At 62.9% G+C, this 18,371-nt stretch carries 18 protein-coding genes; 5 read left to right on the forward strand and 13 right to left on the reverse strand.

The features are described from left to right. The first annotated feature begins 61 nt into the window (after nucleotides 1–61). The gene (locus ACFC2Y_RS03435) at nucleotides 62–649 is read left to right on the forward strand and encodes a hypothetical protein (RefSeq protein WP_375173651.1); all 588 of its coding nucleotides are present in this window, start codon (nucleotides 62–64) and stop codon (nucleotides 647–649) included. 28 nt (nucleotides 650–677) lie between these two features. Continuing rightward, entirely contained in the window at nucleotides 678–1,799 is a 1,122-nt protein-coding gene (locus ACFC2Y_RS03440; protein ID WP_375186401.1) for a S8 family serine peptidase, read from the forward strand. Between the two features lie 113 nt (nucleotides 1,800–1,912). Here the strand turns inward: ACFC2Y_RS03440 and ACFC2Y_RS03445 are convergent, their stop codons facing one another. From ACFC2Y_RS03445 to ACFC2Y_RS03475, 7 genes are all read right to left on the reverse strand, one after another. Continuing rightward, complete coding sequence (locus tag ACFC2Y_RS03445; RefSeq protein WP_375173653.1) at nucleotides 1,913–3,412, reverse strand: AMP-binding protein; 1,500 nt, start codon at nucleotides 3,410–3,412, stop codon at nucleotides 1,913–1,915. Between the two features lie 14 nt (nucleotides 3,413–3,426). After that, nucleotides 3,427–4,257 carry an enoyl-CoA hydratase gene (locus tag ACFC2Y_RS03450; protein ID WP_375173654.1) on the reverse strand — a complete coding sequence of 277 codons (831 nt, stop codon included), beginning with the start codon at nucleotides 4,255–4,257 and terminating at the stop codon, nucleotides 3,427–3,429. After that, nucleotides 4,254–5,423, reverse strand: coding sequence for a CaiB/BaiF CoA transferase family protein (locus tag ACFC2Y_RS03455; RefSeq protein ID WP_375173655.1), 1,170 nt, complete (start codon nucleotides 5,421–5,423; stop codon nucleotides 4,254–4,256). The genes ACFC2Y_RS03450 and ACFC2Y_RS03455 overlap by 4 nt, the downstream gene beginning before the upstream one ends. Further along, a complete protein-coding gene (locus tag ACFC2Y_RS03460) occupies nucleotides 5,420–6,508 on the reverse strand; it encodes an ABC transporter ATP-binding protein (protein WP_375173656.1) in 1,089 nt (362 codons plus the stop codon). Before ACFC2Y_RS03460 ends, ACFC2Y_RS03455 begins: the two co-directional genes overlap by 4 nt. Nucleotides 6,509–6,510: 2 nt before the next feature. Next, nucleotides 6,511–8,163, reverse strand: coding sequence for an ABC transporter permease (locus ACFC2Y_RS03465; RefSeq protein WP_375186107.1), 1,653 nt, complete (start codon nucleotides 8,161–8,163; stop codon nucleotides 6,511–6,513). A 68-nt stretch (nucleotides 8,164–8,231) separates the two neighbouring features. Continuing rightward, entirely contained in the window at nucleotides 8,232–9,275 is a 1,044-nt protein-coding gene (locus ACFC2Y_RS03470; protein WP_375173658.1) for an ABC transporter substrate-binding protein, read from the reverse strand. Between the two features lie 99 nt (nucleotides 9,276–9,374). Continuing rightward, entirely contained in the window at nucleotides 9,375–10,043 is a 669-nt protein-coding gene (locus ACFC2Y_RS03475) for a GntR family transcriptional regulator (RefSeq protein WP_375173659.1), read from the reverse strand. A gap of 140 nt (nucleotides 10,044–10,183) precedes the next feature. On the opposite strand from ACFC2Y_RS03475, the gene ACFC2Y_RS03480 reads away from it, so the two are divergent. The 3 genes from ACFC2Y_RS03480 to ACFC2Y_RS03490 are packed head-to-tail and all read left to right on the forward strand — an operon-like array spanning nucleotide 10,184 to nucleotide 12,707. Beyond that, nucleotides 10,184–11,167, forward strand: a complete 984-nt coding sequence (locus ACFC2Y_RS03480; RefSeq protein WP_375173660.1) for a quinone oxidoreductase — start codon at nucleotides 10,184–10,186, stop codon at nucleotides 11,165–11,167. A gap of 14 nt (nucleotides 11,168–11,181) precedes the next feature. Next, the gene (locus ACFC2Y_RS03485) at nucleotides 11,182–11,991 is read left to right on the forward strand and encodes an enoyl-CoA hydratase-related protein (RefSeq protein WP_375173661.1); all 810 of its coding nucleotides are present in this window, start codon (nucleotides 11,182–11,184) and stop codon (nucleotides 11,989–11,991) included. Next, on the forward strand, nucleotides 11,991–12,707 hold the full coding sequence (locus ACFC2Y_RS03490) for a glutathione S-transferase family protein (RefSeq protein WP_375173662.1): 717 nt from the start codon (nucleotides 11,991–11,993) through the stop codon (nucleotides 12,705–12,707). The genes ACFC2Y_RS03485 and ACFC2Y_RS03490 overlap by 1 nt, the downstream gene beginning before the upstream one ends. Nucleotides 12,708–13,006: 299 nt before the next feature. On the opposite strand, the gene ACFC2Y_RS03495 is transcribed toward ACFC2Y_RS03490, so the two are convergent. From ACFC2Y_RS03495 to ACFC2Y_RS03520, 6 genes are all read right to left on the reverse strand, one after another. Further along, nucleotides 13,007–13,321 carry a hypothetical protein gene (locus ACFC2Y_RS03495; RefSeq protein WP_375173663.1) on the reverse strand — a complete coding sequence of 105 codons (315 nt, stop codon included), beginning with the start codon at nucleotides 13,319–13,321 and terminating at the stop codon, nucleotides 13,007–13,009. Between the two features lie 81 nt (nucleotides 13,322–13,402). Beyond that, nucleotides 13,403–14,722, reverse strand: coding sequence for a hydantoinase/carbamoylase family amidase (locus tag ACFC2Y_RS03500; RefSeq protein ID WP_375173664.1), 1,320 nt, complete (start codon nucleotides 14,720–14,722; stop codon nucleotides 13,403–13,405). Next, nucleotides 14,719–15,663 (reverse strand): dihydroorotate dehydrogenase, encoded by a 945-nt coding sequence (locus tag ACFC2Y_RS03505; protein ID WP_375173665.1) that lies wholly within the window; start codon nucleotides 15,661–15,663, stop codon nucleotides 14,719–14,721. The genes ACFC2Y_RS03500 and ACFC2Y_RS03505 overlap by 4 nt, the downstream gene beginning before the upstream one ends. Then, on the reverse strand, nucleotides 15,651–16,496 hold the full coding sequence (locus tag ACFC2Y_RS03510) for a dihydroorotate dehydrogenase electron transfer subunit (RefSeq protein ID WP_375173666.1): 846 nt from the start codon (nucleotides 16,494–16,496) through the stop codon (nucleotides 15,651–15,653). Before ACFC2Y_RS03510 ends, ACFC2Y_RS03505 begins: the two co-directional genes overlap by 13 nt. Nucleotides 16,497–16,512: 16 nt before the next feature. After that, nucleotides 16,513–17,793 carry a TRAP transporter large permease gene (locus ACFC2Y_RS03515; protein WP_375173667.1) on the reverse strand — a complete coding sequence of 427 codons (1,281 nt, stop codon included), beginning with the start codon at nucleotides 17,791–17,793 and terminating at the stop codon, nucleotides 16,513–16,515. Beyond that, nucleotides 17,790–18,314, reverse strand: coding sequence for a TRAP transporter small permease (locus ACFC2Y_RS03520; RefSeq protein ID WP_375186115.1), 525 nt, complete (start codon nucleotides 18,312–18,314; stop codon nucleotides 17,790–17,792). The genes ACFC2Y_RS03515 and ACFC2Y_RS03520 overlap by 4 nt, the downstream gene beginning before the upstream one ends. Nucleotides 18,315–18,371: the final 57 nt, after the last annotated feature.

An 18,371-nucleotide genomic window follows, 5' to 3' on the forward strand; every position in this document is an offset into this window, starting at 1 on the left:
TTTTGAACCGAATAGCCTCTCGCCAGTCTAACAGACATGCACCCAGTCAACGGAGATGGTGATGGAGCGGCCTGACAAATTCGACGAGGATGACATCCTGGCTTTCTCTCGCGGGGAGGCCCCTGCTGATGTCGCGGCCCGGATCGAGGCGGCAGCGGCGACCGATGAAACCCTCCGCGCCGAGCTGGCGTTGATGGGCGGGCTGAGAGGTGCGCTTGCAGCGGCAACCGACGGCCCCGATACACGCGAATTCGGCTGGCGTCGGCTGCAGGCGGAGATCGCGAAATCGGAGGATCACGCACCGGAGCCGCGAGCCCGTCCGCACGTCTGGAGGATCGCCGCGATGTTCCTCGGCGCGCTTGTCATCGGGCAAGGGGCGTATATTGCCGTTGCCCCCGGCACTAATAATGCGCCCGCTTTCAGGCCCGTCTCCGACGAGGTGGCCGGTTTCACACTCGCCATCGCATTCACGGCGGAAGCAGCCATGGCAGATATCGAGGCGCTCCTGCGGGACACGGGGGGACGTATCGTGGACGGCCCCAGTGCGATTGGACTCTACCGGATTTCATTTGAGAGTGAGGATGCGCTGGCTGCGGCGCGAGATCGGTTGTCTGCCTCTCCCCTCGTCGATCTGTTGGCGGAGGAGTAACCCCATGCGACTGCTTCCACTTCTGTTCATGGCCCTCTCAGCCTGCGTCGCTGCCGACGGGGGGCCGAACCAATCGCTGCGCCTTGCTCAGGGTCCGGCAGCCTCGACGATCGTGGACCCGCAGGAGCTTATCGTTCTGACGGCGGATGCACCGCAGGTGTTGATCTCCCGCGCCCGGACACTCGGCTATCGTCTGAAGGCGGTGTATCCGTTGCCGGACCTCGACGACACGCTGGTGGTCTTTCGCATTCCGGACGGCACATCCATTCCGCAGGCCATCGAAGAAATCGAGGAGGCCGTTCCCGCCGTCACAGCCGGCGCGCATCACGTTTACAGGTTGCAAGCCTCCGCACGCGGCGAAAGGGATTACGCCGCCGCCATGATCGCATGGCCGAAGGGGGGCTGTCGTGCCCATGTGCGCGTGGGTATGCTCGACAACGGTGTTGCCCCGGATCATCCCGGGCTGAGGGACGGACGCATCGCACAGCGTGCGTTCACCGGCAGCGACGCGCCACCTGCAAGCGATCACGCAACGCTATTGGCCGAATTGCTGGTCGGACCGGACAGTCTGCGGAATACGACGCTGTTCAGCGCAAACGTCGTTGACCCGGCATTCGCCGACGGAGAGGCCGCGGGGGTCGTCAGTATTCTGCGCGGTATGGACTGGTTGGCGTCCAACGGCGTGAACCTCGTGAACATCAGCCTTGCCGGCCCCAAAAACAAGCTGATGAACCGCGCCCTCGGGCAGGCCGCGCAGGACGGCATCATACTTGTCGCGGCCGTGGGAAATGCAGGCGCGGATCAACCGCCACAATACCCGGCGGCCTTTCCCTTTGCCCTTGCCGTGACGGCCGTCGATCGCGACGGTGCGGTATACCGGAACGCGGTCCGCGGCCCGCATGTCGATATCGCGGCGCCGGGCGTTGACGTCCTGATCCCGAAGGCGGATGGCGTGAAAGTCTCTTCGGGAACCTCCATCGCCGCACCTTTCGTGACACGCGTCGTCGCGGCGGATGCGACACTGGCCAGAAAGACAGCAAGCCAACTGCGCACCGAATTGGCGCGTCGCGCCACGGATGTCGGCGCACCGGGTCGGGACGAGGTCTTTGGAGCGGGTGTTGTCAGGGCGCAGTCCAACTGCGTCAGATAAGCGATTTGGGAGCACCTTTGTGCACCCCGGGGTTCGCACCTCAGACCGCACACGAGATACGGGCAATTGGGACCTCCCAAGGCGCACCGGGCATTCGATAGCTTGAAACGACGCTAGGCCAATGTATTTTCGGCGAACGCACCCTTTGTCGAATATCGCCGTCTCAGTTCGTCCTTCTGAACCTTTCCCATGGCGTTCCGTGGTAAAGCGTCGATGAACACCCAGTCCCTGGGGTGTTTGAACCGGGCCAGCTTCGTTCCGATCACCCGAGCGATACCCTCTGGATCCGGTTCCACCCCGGCCTTCAAAGAAACCGCCGCGATGATGCGTTCCCCAAAATCGTCGTCGGGAACACCGAAGACCGCGCTTTCCTCGACCCCGGCCTGCGCGTCGATAAGCGTCTCTATTTCTTTGGGATAGACGTTGAGGCCGCCGGTGATGATGAGGTCTTTTTGCCGTCCGACGATCGTGACGTATCCCTCGGCGTCGATGGTGCCCAGATCGCCGGTCCGAAAGTAGCCGTCGTCGGTGAAGGCTTCGGCCGTTTTTTCTTCCAGACCCCAATACCCTTTGAAGACATTCGGCCCCTTGACCTGAATTTCACCGATCCCTTCGCCGTCGCTGACACTTTCGTCCAGGCGCAGGTCCAGACCGGGCAAAGGCAGCCCGACGGTTCCCGGCTTGCGTGCGCCGTTCAGCGGGTTCGACGTGTTCATCGAGGTTTCGGTCAGTCCGTATCGCTCCAGGATGCGCTGGCCTGTGCGGACTTCGAATTCCGCATGGGTCTGTGCCAGGAGCGGGGCGGAGCCGGAGATGACCAAACGCAGATGCCCGGCCTGCGCCCGTCCGAATTCGGGATCGGCCAGCAGCCGGGTGTAAAAGGTCGGCACACCCATCATCACTGTCGCACCTGGCATCCGGCGCATCATCTCAACCGTGTCGAACCTGGGCAGAAAGATCATCGCCGCGCCACGCAGGAGCATGACGTTGGAGGCCACGAACAGCCCGTGACTGTGATAGATCGGCAGGGCGTGCAGCAGGATGTCGTCCGCCCCGACCCCCCAGATTTCAACCAGCGCGCGCGTGTTCGACAGCAGATTGTCATGGCTGAGCATCGCGCCCTTGGGCCGCCCCGTCGTGCCCGACGTGTAGAGCATGGCGGCCAGGTCGTCCGGCCCCCGATCTGCGACCGGCGGCGCGTCATAGGGCGGGATGTCCCCGTCCGGTGGCAGCACCGCAAGGCGCGCGCCCGCGGTTTGCGCCACGGGTGTCAGCGCATCGACTTTGTCCGGGTCCGTGAGGAACAGGCTCACACCGCAATCGGACAGGAAGAACCCGACCTCATCCGGGGTATAGGCCGTGTTCAGCGGCAGATAGACCGCCCCGATCCGGACGCAGGCGGCGTAGAGCGCCAGGGCATTTGCCGATTTCTCCACCTGCGCGGCGACGCGATCACCCGCAGTGACCCCATGTGCGACCAGCATCCCCGCCAGGTGACCGGCCAGCGTTGCAAAGTCCCGATGCGACAGGGAGCTGTCGTCCGTCAGGGTCAAAAAGGTTCCGTCGCGCTTTGCATTCGGTGCAAAGAGCGTGTCGTAGATCGGATTGGGCATGTCTGTCTTTCTGATCACCGCCCGCGGAAACGGGGGCTGCGTTTTTCGGCGAAGGCGGCGCGGCCCTCCTGGTAGTCCTCACTGTCGAAACACGCCTGAACAGCGGCGTTGATCGTGCCAATGTCACGCTGGTCCGGGTCCTGTCCCACGGCCCGGATCGCCATTTTGGCCGCCTGCATCGTCAAAGGCGCATTGGCCGCGATACCCGCCAGATAGTCCTGCGCGGCGGCGTCGAACCCGTCCTCGGCAAAGGTCCGGTTGATCAGGCCCATGCGCAGCGCCTCGTCAGTGCTGTACTTGCGCGCGGTAAAGAAGATTTCTCGCGCATTGGCCGGGCCGACCACATCGACCAGCGCCTTGATGCCCGAATACCGGTAGCCAAGCCCAAGCCGTGCCGCCGGAACTGCAAAGCGCGATGCCTCGGACGCGATGCGCAGATCGCAGCCCAGGGCCGTTGCCACGCCCCCGCCCACGCACCATGTGCGGATCACTGCGACGGTCGGCTTGTCAAAGGCCACGATGGCCGCGTTGGCTTCGGTTCCGACGCGGTCATACTCGGCCACCTGCTCCGGCGTCGACCGGCGGGTTGCGAATTCGGAAATATCCGCGCCCGATATGAAGGAGGCCTCACCCTCGCCACGCAGGGCCACGACCCGCACGCTGTCATCCGCCGCCAGATCGGCCAGGGCCGCCGGGATCTGCCGCCACATCGTGTAGGTCACCGCATTGCGACGCCGGGGATTGGCAAAGATCATCCAGCCGACGCCATCCCGGACTTCGATCCGGATATGGGGCGTGTAGCCGTCAGCTTCGGGTTCGGACACGATCTGCGCAAGATTGTTCATGTAACTTTCTTTTCTCTGAGGGTGGCGATTTCACCTGCGGCATACCCCAGTTCAGCAAGGATTTCATCGCTATGCTGCCCGGCGTCCGGCGAGGCGCTGTGGATCGCCGGTTCCATCCCCTCGACCTGGAAGGGCTGTCCCAACAGATGCTGTCGCCCGCGTTTGGGATGGTCCACCGTCATGACAACAGGCAGATGCTGCACCTGCGGGTCCTCGAACACCTTGTCGATGGTATTGATCGGGCCGCAGGGGATACCGGTGGCCAGCAGGGCTTCAGTCAGGTCATGCGCCGTCCATGTCCGTGTGATCGCATAAAGCAGGGCGTTCAGCTTGTCGCGGTTGGCCAGCCGTTCGCGAGGGCCGCAGTAGTCGGGATCGTCGATCAGATCGGGACGGCCGATGACCTGGCAGAAATCGACCCACATCCGCGCGCCGTTCACGGCGATATTCATCGACCCGTCCGAGGTTGGATAGACCCCCATGGGCACGGCGGTCGGGTGATCGTTGCCCGCCTGTTCGGGCACGTGTCCGTCGATCAACCAGCGGGTCGCCTGGAAATCCAGCATGGCGATCTGGGCCTGTAGCAGGCTGGACTGAACCCACTGGCCCTGGCCCGTCCGCTCGCGGTCCAGCAGCGCCATGGTGATGCCCATGGCGCAGAAGAGCCCCGCCGTCAGATCGGCGATCGGAACCCCGACGCGCACCGGGCCCTGCCCGGGCAGGCCGGTAATGGACATCAGCCCGCCCATGCCCTGCGCCACCTGATCAAAGCCCGGTCTTTCGGCATAGGGCCCGGTCTGCCCGAAACCCGAGATTGAGCCGAGAACAAGCCGGGGGTTGCGGGCGTGCAAACTCTCCCAGTCCACTCCGATGCGTCGTTGCACGCCGGGGCGGAAATTTTCGACAAGGACATCGGCCCGGTCGACCAGTTTCCCCAGAATTTCCTGTCCTTCCGGCGTCTTCAGATCCAGCGTCAGGCTGCGTTTGTTCCGGTGCAGGTTCTGGAAATCGGAACTGTCGCGATTGCCGTACCCTGCGGTATCCTCGGGGGGTTCGATCTTGATGACATCCGCACCCCAGTCGGCGAATTGCTTGACGCAGGTCGGACCAGACCGGATGCGTGTCAGGTCAAGAACGGTGTACCCATTGAATGGCAGGTTCATCATTCGGCCGCCAGGTGCACGGGTTCGTCTTCGACCGGGATGATCGACGCGGTTGGCAGGGCGATCCAGACCACGGCGCCTTCGGGGTAGTCCTCTTCAGGCGGACCGGCGGCGCGAAGGGTCTGGCCGCCCTCCAGTGTCAGCCCGTAATCCCACCTTTCCCCCAGAAAGATACGTTCGGTCACCTTGCCGGGAAGGAACAGCATATCGGTTTCGGACGGAGCGGCCCCACCCTGCCTCGGGAGCAGGCGAAGGTTCTGGGGCCGGACAGAGGCCAGCACCGGCCCGTCAGCTCCGCCCGAAGACGGCGCTTCGAAGCCGTCGAAGATCATCTTCCCGGCCTGCCGTCGTCCTTCGATCAGGTTTGTGCGCCCGATGAATTCGGCCGCAAATCGGGTGCGCGGGCGCGAATACAGCGCATGTGGCGCTTCGATCTGTTCGATCCGGCCCGCGTTGATCACCGCGATCCGGTCAGAAATCGCCATCGCCTCGGACTGGTCGTGGGTGACGTAGACGGTCGTGATCCCGTACTCCAGGTGCATCCGCTTGATCTCGCTTCGCATGTCTTCACGCAGATTAGCGTCAAGGTTCGACAGGGGCTCGTCAAGCAACATGACCTTCGGCTGAAGCGCCACCGCACGCGCCAGGGCCACCCGTTGCTGCTGACCACCTGACAACTCCGACGGGTAACGTCCCGCCAGATGATCCATCTGAACAACGCGCAGCACCTCGGCCACCTGCCGGGCGATTTCAGCCTTCGGCAGCTTCTTCATCCGCAGCCCGAAGCCGACGTTCTGCGCCACGGTCATGTTGGGCCAGATGGCATAGGACTGGAAAATCATCGACATCTGACGCTTTTCCGGCGGAACCACACCGGAGGGCGAGGAAATCTCCTGCCCATCCAGCAGGATCGCCCCGGCGGTCGGCGTGATGAAGCCCGCGATCATGCGCAGCGTCGTCGTCTTGCCGCATCCGGACGGGCCAAGCAGCGACAGGAATTCTCCGTCCTGGAGGGTCAGCGACAGATCGTCCACCGCCTTGAACGCGCCATAGGCCTTCGTCAGCCCGCGGATTTGAAGGGTGGTCATGGTCAATTCCTTCGTAGCATGAAGTCACGGCCCAGGAATCGCATCCCGACAGCCACCACCGCCGTGGTGATGACCAGCAGGACGACACCCATGGCCGCCAGCATTTCGTATTCACCCTGTTCGCTCAGATCGAGCGTCAGGATAGAGATCACGCGGTTCTGGTAGGAGGACAGGAACATCGCCGTCGACAGCTCGCGCGAGCAGATGACAAAGACGAGGATCCAGACCCCCAGAAGCGACTTTTTCAGCACCGGCGCGACCACTTCGGCCAGGGCGCGGAACCGACCGCCACCGTGGATGCGCACGGCCTCCTCCAGTTCCGGGTTCATCGACCGCACCCCCGAGGCGCAGGAGACGAAGGCAATCGGCAGGAACCGTGTCACGAAGGCGATGATGATCAGCATCGAAGACCCGTAGAGCGACAGGGGAGGCCCGGCATATGCCGCGTAAAAGCAGATGGCCAGAACGATCCCCGGAACCGCCACCGGCGACACGGTCAGAAAGGCGATGACCGCAGACATCGGGACCAGTTTCCGGATCACCATGTAGGCGATCACGAAACCCAGTGCGGTGCAGACCGTCGCGCCGGTCAGCGAGATCGTGTAGGTATTCCAGAGCGCATCGCGGACGGTCTGCTGCTCGAACAGGATTTCGCGATAGTTCGCCAGCGTCATATTGTCGAAACCAAAGGGCCGGGCCCAGGCGACCGAGAAGGAGGTCGTGACAAGAATGAAGGCGGGCAGAACCACGGCCAGCAGGCCAACCGCGATACCGTGTCCCAGAAACAGCCATTTCCAGCGCCCGATTTTCATCGGTTCCCGCGCGCCGCCCTTGCCACTGACCGCAACGGTTCCGCCGCGCAGCATCATGCGTTGTGCGACCAGCAGCACGATGGTGATCAGGACCATGGGCACGGAAAAGGCCATCGCCAGTTCGATCTTGGCTGGATATTCGAAAAAGGTCGTCAACTGGGTGGTGGCCACATTGAATCGGGCCGGGATCGCGATCAGGGCCGGTGTGCCGTAAAGCGCGATCGTTTCCAGAAAGACCAGCATGGACGCGCCTAGGATGGCAGGCAAGGCCAGCGGCAGGGTGATCAGCCAGGTCGCGCGCATCGGCCCCGCGCCATGGATGGCGGCGGCTTCTTCCATCTCGGACGAGATGAGATCGAAGGCCGAGGTCGCAAAGATGAAGATCAGCGGAAAGACGTTCAGCGCGATGACAAAGGCCAGCCCCCACATCGAGAAGATGTTGAACAGCGGCTCTTCCGATCCGGTCAGGGATTCCCAGATCTGGTTGATCCAGCCCGCGTTCGGGCCAGCCAGAAGGATCCAGCCGATCGCGCCAAGAAAGGGCGGCACGATAAAGGCCCCCAGCACGGCGAAATACATCAGCCCCCGCCCCGGCGTGTCGGTCCGCGACACGGCAAAGGCCATCGGCAGCGCCATGAAGACCGACATCACAACCGTCACGCCCGCCAGTTGCAGCGTTTGCCAATAGGCGGTCATGTACCGTTTGCGGGTGAAGACATCGACGAAGTTCTGAAGGGTAAAGCCCCCGGTCTCGGGGTCCGAAAAGCTTTCGATCACCAGCCGGGACAGCGGGCTGACGATCAGAATCACAAGCAGGACAGCCAGCAGAACGAATACCGCCATGGTCCAGTCGAAACGGGGGACGCGCCAAGCGGCGCGCGCCCCCTTTGTTGTGCCCGCAACGTCCGCCATCAGATGCCGAAGGTGTCGCGGAACATTTCCGCGGTCTCGCTGACTTCGTTGATGATCTGTTCCTTGGTCGCGGTGATCACCTTGACCTCGGACAGGGGGATGACGCCGTCCCGAACTTTCACGTCACCCCGGATCGGGGTCGAGAAATTCTCGGCCGTCAGCTCTGCGATCTCGGGCCCCATCAGGAACTCCATGAAGAGCTTCGCCGCCTCGGGATGGGGCGCGTTCTTCAGGATGCAGGACGGCGAGGTGATCACGACAAGGCCATCGGTCGGGGCGAGCATCGCCATCGGGTTGCCCTTTTCGGCAGAGATCAGGGCAGAGGTCGTGGGCCCCGCGCCAACCTGGGTTTCGCCCGCCGCCGTGGTGGTCACCACGTCGATGGAGGACCGGCCGACATAGGGCTCCTGTTCAACCAGCTTTTCGAAATACTCCCAACCATAGAGTTCGCGCATCTTGGTCGCCCAGATCCCGACATAGCCGGAGAAGCCGGGATGACCGATCGCCAGTTTGCCCTTCCACTTGGGATCCAGCAGATCGGGCCAGTTCTTGGGCGCATCGGCTTCGGAGACTTCGTTGGTGTTGTAGACGATACCCATGGGGCCGGCAGTGGTGACATGGTACATGTCGTCCGGGTCGGTGCCCTGAAACGCCGGCAGGACCTCTTCCTTGCGGATCGGGCTGTATTGGGTCAGCAGGTCGCGCCCCTTCAGATCCTCGGCATGGGCGATGTTCGACGTGGTCAGCACGTCGCAATTTGCCACACCGGTATCCAGATCCTGGTTCAGACGCTGGAAGGCGACCGTCGCCGTTGACCGCACGACGTTCACCTTGATCCCCGGATAGAGGCTGGTGAACAGCTGGCCGCACCGTTCGGCGGTTTCGCTGTCCATCGGCACGATGTACCAGGTGACCTCGCCTTCGGGCTTGGCCTTCTCGTAGAGCGCGGCGATGGCGTCGCTCATCTGGCTGGCGGCCTTGGCCCCGACCGGCAAGAGCGCGGCCGTTGCGGCTGTCGCCATCAGGAATGTTCTGCGTTTCATGTCTTGGTTCTCCTCCCTTGGAAAATTGTTCCGCTCTGGCCCATGCAGGCACGAGCAAAGCGTATCGCCGACACGGTTCGCCGGTCGGATCCCTTATTTTCAGGCCGTTCCCGCACCCTTCTCCGGCTGTTTCAGCGCGGCAACGAGGTCTGCATAGACGCGGCCACCCGACAGGATGTGATCCCGCATCGCTTCGCGGGCTTCCTCCACATCGCCCGCGGTGATCGCCTCCACGACCTTGCCGTGCTCCGCCCAGGACCGCTCCAGCCGGGATTTCTGGTAGAGGCTGGACGAGTGATAGAAGGCCATCCGCTTGCGCGTCTGAACGATGAGGGACTGCAGGTATTCATTGCGGGCGCCGTCATAGATCGTTCTGTGAAACATAGCGTTCAGCTTGATGTAGGCCTCACTGTCGAGGTCAGCGGCGCTGGTCCGGCTGCTTTCGTAAATTTCCGCCATCCGGTCTTTTTCGTCCTGCGGCATCCTGTGGGCCGCAAGCCCCGCCGCTTCCGCCTCCAGCAGGGCGAGCGTTTCCATCATCGCAATCGCTTCTTCAGCGCCAAGCGACACGACGACAGCGCCATGTCTCGGCCGGATTTCAACGAGGCCCGAAGCGGCCAGTTGCATGATCGCCTCGCGCGCCGGGGTGCGCGAGATGTCGAACCGCGCGGCGAGCGACTTTTCATCAATCGTATCGCCGGGTCTCAGCGTCCCTGCGCTGATCTCTCGCTCCAGCTTTTTCCGAACTGTTTCGCTTGCACGCCCCAAGGCATCCCCTCCGCTTTGATGTATTCATTGCCTGATTCTATGTATACGTAAAGGCCTTGTACACATCCGCTATTCGATTTTATGTTGACATTGAATCGGCTGCCCTCTCGGAGTCGCCGCAGCAAATGGGAGCCAATAAATTGAAAACAAACGTTATATTGATCCGCGCCCATGGCGGAGCTGACAATCTGAGGTATGAGGAATTCGACTTGCCACCATTGGCCGAGGGCGAGGTTCTGATCCGGAACACGGCCTGCGGCGTGAACTATGCCGATATCTACGAACGCGAAGGCGATCACGGCGGACCCCATTCGGCGAAGCCGATGCCGATTGTCATGGGCCATATGGCGGTCGGTATCGTCGAAGAGACCGGCCCCGGTGTGAGCACGCCCTCGGCAGGCACCCGCGTGGGATATATCGGGCCCAACAGCTATGCCGCCCATACGATCATGCCTGCCGCCCGGGTGTTCCCGCTTCCTGACGCGCTCTCCGACGATGTGGCGGGCGGCTACCTCCTGCGCGGTCTGACCGCCGAATACCTTGTTCGTCGGCTCTATCCGCTTGGCCCCGGCAAGACCGCGCTGGTCCACGCCGCCGCAGGGGGCATGGGTCTGTTGCTGGGGCAATGGGGCAGGAAACTGGGCGCCCGCATGATCGGAACCGTCGGCTCGGACGACAAGATGAGGATCGCGCGGGATTTCGGCTATGACGCGGCGATCAACTACACAACAGAAGATTTCCCGGACCGAGTGATGGAGCTGACCGACGGGACCGGCGCGGATGTCATATATGATGGCGTCGGCAAATCGACCTTCCGGCCCTCACTCGACTGTATCCGCCCGCGCGGCATGGTCATCAGCTACGGCACGGCCTCGGGCAATGTGGGCGAGTTTGATCTGCAACTGCTGCATTCCAAGTCGATCATCGTCACCCGCCCGACCTTGCGCAGCTGGATCGCGGACGCCGAGGAGGCCCGCGCGGCGGCGCAGGCCACCTTTGCGTTTCTTGCCGATCCGGAGGTGCAGACCCCGATCGGGGAGGTCCTGCCCCTGAAAGACGCGGCCGACGCGCACCGGCGGCTGGAAAGCCGGGCCACGACCGCCCCCATCATCCTGAAACCGTGAACGAGGTTGAGCACATGAAGGACATCGCATTTCCCCCGGCATGGTCGCCCGACCGCACTTTTTCAGACGGGCGCATCGGACTGAGAATCGAGAACACGATCGCCACCTTGGCAATCCAGATCCCCGATCGCCACAATGCCCTGGACGAACCCGCGACCGCCGGCATGGTCGAGGCCCTCGCCGCAGCTGAAGACGGCGGCGCGAGCGCGCTTTTGCTGACGGGCATCGGCGGGCGGGCCTTCATCTCGGGGGCCGATCTGAACGGCTTCGAGGGGCCGCGTCCAACCGGCACCGATTTCATTGACCGTCAACGCATCCTTGCCGCCTGTTCGCTCCCGACCATTGCGGTGATCCGGGGATACTGCATTGGCGGCGGGTTGATGACCGCGCTCAATTGCGACTTTCGGCTGGCATCGACCGATTCATCCTTTGGCATCCCCGCCGCGAAACTGGGCATTTCCTACGGGTCGGACGGGCTGCGCAGCCTGGTCGACGCGGTCGGCCCCGCGCGCACGCGCCGCTTGCTCTATGTCGGCGACCGGATCGACGCGGAGACAGCCCTGTCCTGGGGGCTGGTCGAACACCTCTATGCCCCGGACGACCTTTGGCCCGCGGCAATGGACATGGCCAGAACCATCGCAGGCAACGCGCCCCTGTCGATCCAGGCAACCAAGGAAACCGTCGCCGACATTCTGGCCGACCCCGATCAGCGCGACCCCGGCCGGATCGCCGAATGGGGTGCGCGGTGCAAGGACAGCCTTGATTTCCGCGAAGGGCGCGATGCCTTTCGCGAAAAGCGCGCGCCCCGGTTCGAGGGTCGCTGATGTCGCTGGTTCTCTATCACTCGCCAAAATCCAGCGCCTCGCGGCGTGTGCGGCTGTTTCTTGAAGAAAAAGGGCTCAGCTATGAGGCCCATGTCATCAACCTTGCCACCCAGGAACAGCATTCCGAGGCCTATCTGAAGATCAACCCAATGGGCGTGGTGCCGACACTCGTGCACGACGGCCGCCCGCTGCACGAAAGCAGTACGATCTGCGAATACCTCGATGCGATCCAGCCCGACCCGCCCCTTCTGCCTGACGCCCCCTATGACCAGGCGATGATGCGCAACTGGGTGCGCTATGTGGACGGGCTGATCACCAATCTCATCCGGTTCAACTGGCGCCATGGCATGGCGGCCCGCGCGGCGAAGATGAGCGAAACGGAATTCGAAGAGATGCTCAAATCCGTCCCGTCCGAGGAAAGGAAAGAGGCCTGGCGCCGCGCGGCGCGCAATCCTTACACGGACGCCGAACTGGACGAGGCGCGAGAGAACCTGCTGGCCATGATGGACCGGATGGAAGCCATGATCGACAACGGCGCGCTGATTGGCGGGCGCTACGGGCTGGCCGACATCGCCACCGCCCCCTTTGTCCGCCGGATCGAGGAGGAAATCGCGCCCGATGCTTTCGCGACGCGTCCGAAGTGCAGGGACTGGTGGCAAAGGTTGACATCGCGCCCGGCCTATCCGAGGGCGGATTTTGGACCGTTCGTGGAATGATCGGTACCCTCGCTCCGGGTCAATGTCGGAGCAGGCCGTAAGCTGGATTTCCGCCGCGGACCGGGCCCCAGAATGGCGGGACGAAGCTGCACGCTGCAGAGGGCACGAATTGCCGAGCCGCGATGAAACCGGACATGCAGTGCACTAACAGTCACGCGAAGCAATCGCTCGACGAAAACGCCTCGTTACCTTTGCGCGCGAGTTCGAGCGCACACTGGCACCTCCCGCAAATTATTGATTTCAATCAATATATTAATGCGTCGAAAGATCCGCGCCCACAGGTTCGGTTCTTGATTTCCTCACTCGTCGACACAAAACGTCCGCGCCATTTCATTCAGAACCTGAAGGAGTTTTTCGGCGTCATCCCCAGCTGCATCGAGGGCCTCGGCATTGGTCGCAAGCCGGTTCTGCGCTGCCGTCGCGGACCCTTTAGAAACTGGCATGCGTTCGAACACATTGACGAACTCGCGCGCCTCCCAACCAAGGAGAAAGAAACCTGCGGCCTTCTCCGGGTGTTCCTTCGCGGCGACGCAAGCGGCATCCGCCGCCTTGTCGAAGGCGTGGGTCCCATTGCCGTTTTCCCGGATAATGCTCGCGATCCTGGTGTAGTCCATCTTGATCCTCCTGTGTTTCTCGTCCTCAGAGCGCTTTTCACACCGCACTCCATCGCTTCGTAAAGGCAGCGAACCTTCGGTCTACGTAGTGGCGTCGCGGGTGACATAATTCAAAAGGATAGATGTCGCCGCCATCAGATCGTCCACCGCCATGCTTTCGTCCGGGTTGTGAGACCCGCCTTGACTGCGGACGAAGACCATACCCGCGGGCACGCCACTATTTGCGAATATCGCGGCGTCATGCCCCCCACCAGAGGGCATTGAATAGCGTGCCTGCCCGATTGCCTCCATCGACGCGAGCAGCCCTGACTGCACCACCCGATCCAATTGCGCAGGCGCGTTCCGGATCGGTCGCGGCAGTTCGAAACGGACGCCGGTGAGCGCGCTGATGCGCGAGATCTCGTCATGCAGGATGGCTTCGAACCTCTCCAGAGTGTCCGGGTCCTGGCTGCGAATTTCGAAACTGAAGGTCAATTGGTCGGGGATGCGCGCCATGGCGTGATGCTTGGGGTCTGTGCTCATCACGCCACTCGTCATGACCAGATCGGTACCCTTCTTGACCTCTTCGGCCCAGAGTGAATCGAGCCTTGTAAGAAGCTGCGCGGTGGCCATGACGGGATCGTGGCGGAATTCGCGCGGTACGGCGCCGGAATGCCCCGGCTCGCCGATGGCGCGCACCTCTTTCAGCCTCAGATTGCCGCGGATGCCGGTCACGACCGCGGCGGGTTTCCGTTCACGGACCAGCAGAGGGCCCTGTTCGATATGCAATTCCAGATATTCTCCGATTTCGGAAAGTGGCAGCAGCTCCGTGCCGTCCTCAATCGGGGCGATGTCAATGCCGAGATCGCGCATGTGGTCGGCCAAGGACCGCCCGTCGCCCTTGTGGGTGGCTTCCAGCTCTTCATCGGTCATGGTCCCGGTCAGCGCTTTCGAGGCCATGTAGCACGGTCCGAACCAGGCGCTCTCCTCGCCGCGCATGGCGATGACCCGGACCGGGCGGGCAAAGCGTCGGCCTGCCCGGCGCTGATGGATCAGACAACAGAGCCCTGCGATCACACCTGCAAGCCCGTCGTAGTTACCGCCCACAGGCACGCTGTCCACGTGGCTGCCGATCAAGGTATACGGTGTCGCCTCCGCATCTTCCGGCAGGCAGAAGATCCGGTTGTCCAGCGCATCGGCGGTGACGACAAGCCCCTCCGCCCGGGCTTCCTCGGTTAGAAAATCGAGGATCTCGGTCTCCTTGGCGGACCACGCGGGACGGCTCACTCCGAGCGTATCGGCGCTGCGGCGCGCGATTTCGGAAAACAGTCGCTCGGCCAGCGCCGCGTCGGTGTCATCAAGAGTGGATCCTTCGCTCTCGGCAAAGGCGGTTGATCTGTCGGCTATCATCTCTTTTGTCACGGTGCGGTCTCCATGAAGCGAATAGATTCGTCCAAGGCGCCGTCGCGGATCGAACCGACGAGGTCCGCAACACGCTCGATGCCCTCTTCGGCCATGAAATGTCCGAGATCGCTGATCAGGCGTGGCATGGCGGTAGGATTGATGAAATTGGCCGTGCCGATCTGCACTGCGGAGGCACCGGCGATGAGGAATTCAGCGATGTCTTCGGCAGCGGTGATACCGCCGCAGCCTATCACGGGAATATCAACGCTGCGCGCGCATTGATACGTCATGCGCAGCGCGATTGGTTTGAAAGCCGGGCCAGAGAGGCCGCCCATCAAGTTGCCGAGCTTGGGTGTGCGGCTGCGCGCATCTATTGACATGGACAGGATCGTATTCGCGACGACGAGGGCGTCCGCACCTGCATCCTGGGCCGCTTGCGCCACTTCCACCGTCTCCCCCGTATTTGGCGTCAGCTTGGCCCAGAGCGGAAGTTCCGTCTCCTCCCGCAGCGCCTCGACAACGCGGCGCGTGGTGTCGGGACGCATGGCAAAGGCCTTCCCGTCTTCCTCGATGTTGGGGCAGGAGATGTTCGCCTCGATCGCGGTGACGCCCGGCACCGATACCGCCCTGCAGAGCTCGGCGAAGCCCTCTACAGTGGGGGCGGAGATACTGACCACAAGCGGCGAGCGACAGCCCGCATAGGCCGGCACTTCGGAGGCGAGGAAGGCGCCCACCCCTTTCGAAGGAATGCCTATGGAATTCAGCATCCCCCCTTCGACCTCGCAGACGCGCGGGGTCGGATTTCCGCCCCTCGTCTCGGCGGTGATCGTCTTGGTCACGAGCGCCCCCAGGAGATCAAGGTCGAAGACCTCCGTCATCTCGCGCGAGAATGTGCCGGATGCGGGCATGACCGGATTCCGGAGCGTCAGGGCACCGATGCGTGTGCTTAGGTCGACCATTCGATCGCCTCCTGGATATCGAAGACGGGGCCTTCCCGGCAGACCCGCAGATGCGCGGTGCGACCGTCAATTCTGAAAGGCCGCACACAGCATTGGCACATGCCAATACCGCAGGCCATTTGCTGCTCGAGTGCGATTTCCCCGGGTATGCCCGCTTCGGCGCCGATCTCCTGACAGAGCCGGAGAAGCCGGTTGGACCCGCATGTATAAAGCATGTCGACGCGGCCCGCAGCGATCTCCTCTTCGATCAAGCGTCGCAGACTCTTTGGGTCCGATGTGCCATCGGCATCCGTTACGGGTATCACCCTGGCCCCGAGGGCGCGAAAGTAGTCGATCGACATTAAGTGCGCCTCCGAGCGCGCGGAGCAGATCGCGGTCAGCTGCCGCCCAAGGCGCTGCGCCTCCTGTGCGAGGGGCGCGAGGGTGGCCAAGCCGACCCCGCGCGCAACCAGCATCAGATGCCGCGCGCTCTCGGGCATGGAGAAGCCCTGGCCGAGAGGTCCCACGACATTCAAACCTGCCCCCGGCTCGAGATGAGCCAGAGCGCGCGTTCCCTCTCCCGTGACCTTGTAGAGAAACTGCAGACGGCCTGCGGCCTTGTCGTAGCCGTAGATCGACATCGGACGGCGCAGAAAGGGTTGGCTCTCGCCGTTAACGGGGCAGAGGATGTGAAAGAACTGCCCGGGTCGGCAATCGAGCACCTCGGCGGGAGCTGCAAGTTCGAGCAGACGGTATTGGTCTGCCGCGATCTCGTGCGAAACCACCTGCGCCACGACCTCCTTGATCGGTCGGTCCGGTGCCGGAGCGAGATGGGCGGGGGGCATCATGACCATAACGGAATTCCTCCCATCAATTGAAGATAAGGTTCGGCACGAAGAGCGAAATCTCCGGCACGTACGTGACAATAAGAAGGACCACGATGTTGATCGCCACGAAGGGCCAGACGCCACGGATGATCGACAGCACCGGGCGGTCAAGCGTCGAGGAGGCCACGAAGATATCGAGGCCGAACGGCGGCGTGATCATTCCGATGCAGATGTTGAGCGTTACGATCATTCCGAAATGCACGGGATCGACGCCGAAAGCCTGGGCGACCGGGAACAGCGGCGGCACGAGGATCAGCAGCGCGGAGTTTGGGTCGATGAACATCCCTGCGATCAGGAAGCACAGGTTTACCACCAGGAGGAAAAGGACGACGTCCGCATCGGCGGCTTCGAGGAAGTCCGTGATCGTCCCGGGCACCTGGGCCAGCGTCACGAAGAAAGACAATAGGCCCCCCATGGCCAGGAGGACGAAGATCACCGCGGTCGCGACCGCACTCTCCTCGGTCACCGCAACGAGCTTTCGGAAATCAAGTTCGCGGAAAATCACCATCTCCACGAAGATGGCATATACCACGCTCACCGCCGCGGCTTCGGTCGGGGTGAAGAGCCCGGTATAGATCCCGCCCAAGATGATCAGCGGCATGCCGAGCGCCCACTTCGCCTCCCAAAGCATCGCAAGCCTTTCACTCCAGGGTGTCCGTGCCCCGCCCTGAAGACCGCGCCGCCGCGCCTCGACCGTGACCATCGCGGCGAAGGCGAGACCGAGAAACAGCCCGACCGCCAGACCGCCGGCGAAGAGCTGGGCGATGGAGGTGCCGGTGATCCAGCCATAGATGATAAGCGTGATCGAGGGTGGGATCAGAAGCGCGGTCTCGGCACTGGCGACCAGAAGCCCCAATCCGAAGCGCTCTGAAAAACCCGTCTCGCGCATCTGTGGATAGACCATGCGACCCATCGCGGCGACCGTCGCGGGCGCCGAGCCCGAGACCGAGCCGAAGGCCATCGAGGCACCGATCGTGGTGTGCCCCATACCGCCACGGGTATGACCGAGAAAACCGCGCATGAGGCCTGTCAGCTGGTTCGCAATGCGACCCGCGCCCATCAGGTGGGCTGCGAGGATAAAGAACGGGATGGCGAGCAGCGTGCTGTGGTTGATCCCGCCGATCACTTTCTGCACCAGGGCGGCGTCGGGCAAGTTGGGATAGAAGGCTTCCTTCAGCCCAAGCGCCGGAAGCGCGAGGACCAGGAACATCTCGAAGCCCCCCAGGAGCAGGAGGAGCGCGAAGGCGAGCAGCAGCCAGATCATGCCGCGCCCCCCTCACCTGACGCGCCGGACGCTCCGGGGGCCGCAGAGAAACGGTCAATCACGCCGAAAAAACTCAGCGCATAACGCAGGGACAGCAGGCAAAATCCCGCAACGGGGGCCGTATAAATCCAGCCCATCGGTATATCGAGCGTTGGGCTGCGCTGGCCGGTCATCAACACGAAACGGCTGAGTTCGAGGGCGAGCCATGCGAGATAGAGTGTCGCAGCGCAGCCAGCGGCGTCTATTATTCTTTCCGCCACGCGCTGCATCCCGTCCGGCAGACGTCGCCGTAGCGTATCGATACCCACATGGCGACCGCGTTCCAACGCGAGGCCGAGCGCCCCGAAGACAAGGAAGATATTGAGAAGGCGCACCGCCTCCTCGATCCAAGTCAGCCCGCTCGCCACCGAGCCGCCGATCTCGCGTCCGACGACATTGAGCGCGAAAAGAGCCACCATGGTCAGGAAGACCGTGACGATGAAAAAGCGCTCCGCGCGCCTGAGAAGTGCCAAGGGCCGCATGTCTGCCTCGCCGGTCAATCGAAAACGAGACCCGGCTTCAGAAAAGCCGGGCCTCTA

The sequence above is a fragment of the Pseudooceanicola sp. genome (assembly GCF_041987405.1).
Lineage (GTDB): Bacteria > Pseudomonadota > Alphaproteobacteria > Rhodobacterales > Rhodobacteraceae > Pseudooceanicola.

Excerpts from the sequence above, each read along its gene's own strand:
- ACFC2Y_RS03450 (WP_375173654.1), bottom strand. The coding sequence starts at position 4,257 with ATGAACAATCTTGCGCAGATCGTGTCCGAACCCGAAGCTGACGGCTAC.
- ACFC2Y_RS03440 (WP_375186401.1), top strand. The coding sequence starts at position 678 with ATGGCCCTCTCAGCCTGCGTCGCTGCCGACGGGGGGCCGAACCAATCG.
- ACFC2Y_RS03520 (WP_375186115.1), bottom strand. The coding sequence starts at position 18,314 with ATGCGGCCCTTGGCACTTCTCAGGCGCGCGGAGCGCTTTTTCATCGTC.
- ACFC2Y_RS03505 (WP_375173665.1), bottom strand. The coding sequence starts at position 15,663 with ATGGTCGACCTAAGCACACGCATCGGTGCCCTGACGCTCCGGAATCCG.
- ACFC2Y_RS03470 (WP_375173658.1), bottom strand. The coding sequence starts at position 9,275 with ATGAAACGCAGAACATTCCTGATGGCGACAGCCGCAACGGCCGCGCTC.
- ACFC2Y_RS03465 (WP_375186107.1), bottom strand. The coding sequence starts at position 8,163 with ATGGCGGTATTCGTTCTGCTGGCTGTCCTGCTTGTGATTCTGATCGTC.
- ACFC2Y_RS03510 (WP_375173666.1), bottom strand. The coding sequence starts at position 16,496 with ATGGTCATGATGCCCCCCGCCCATCTCGCTCCGGCACCGGACCGACCG.
- ACFC2Y_RS03515 (WP_375173667.1), bottom strand. The coding sequence starts at position 17,793 with ATGATCTGGCTGCTGCTCGCCTTCGCGCTCCTCCTGCTCCTGGGGGGC.
- ACFC2Y_RS03435 (WP_375173651.1), top strand. The coding sequence starts at position 62 with ATGGAGCGGCCTGACAAATTCGACGAGGATGACATCCTGGCTTTCTCT.
- ACFC2Y_RS03460 (WP_375173656.1), bottom strand. The coding sequence starts at position 6,508 with ATGACCACCCTTCAAATCCGCGGGCTGACGAAGGCCTATGGCGCGTTC.
- ACFC2Y_RS03455 (WP_375173655.1), bottom strand. The coding sequence starts at position 5,423 with ATGATGAACCTGCCATTCAATGGGTACACCGTTCTTGACCTGACACGC.
- ACFC2Y_RS03490 (WP_375173662.1), top strand. The coding sequence starts at position 11,991 with ATGTCGCTGGTTCTCTATCACTCGCCAAAATCCAGCGCCTCGCGGCGT.
- ACFC2Y_RS03445 (WP_375173653.1), bottom strand. The coding sequence starts at position 3,412 with ATGCCCAATCCGATCTACGACACGCTCTTTGCACCGAATGCAAAGCGC.
- ACFC2Y_RS03495 (WP_375173663.1), bottom strand. The coding sequence starts at position 13,321 with ATGGACTACACCAGGATCGCGAGCATTATCCGGGAAAACGGCAATGGG.
- ACFC2Y_RS03485 (WP_375173661.1), top strand. The coding sequence starts at position 11,182 with ATGAAGGACATCGCATTTCCCCCGGCATGGTCGCCCGACCGCACTTTT.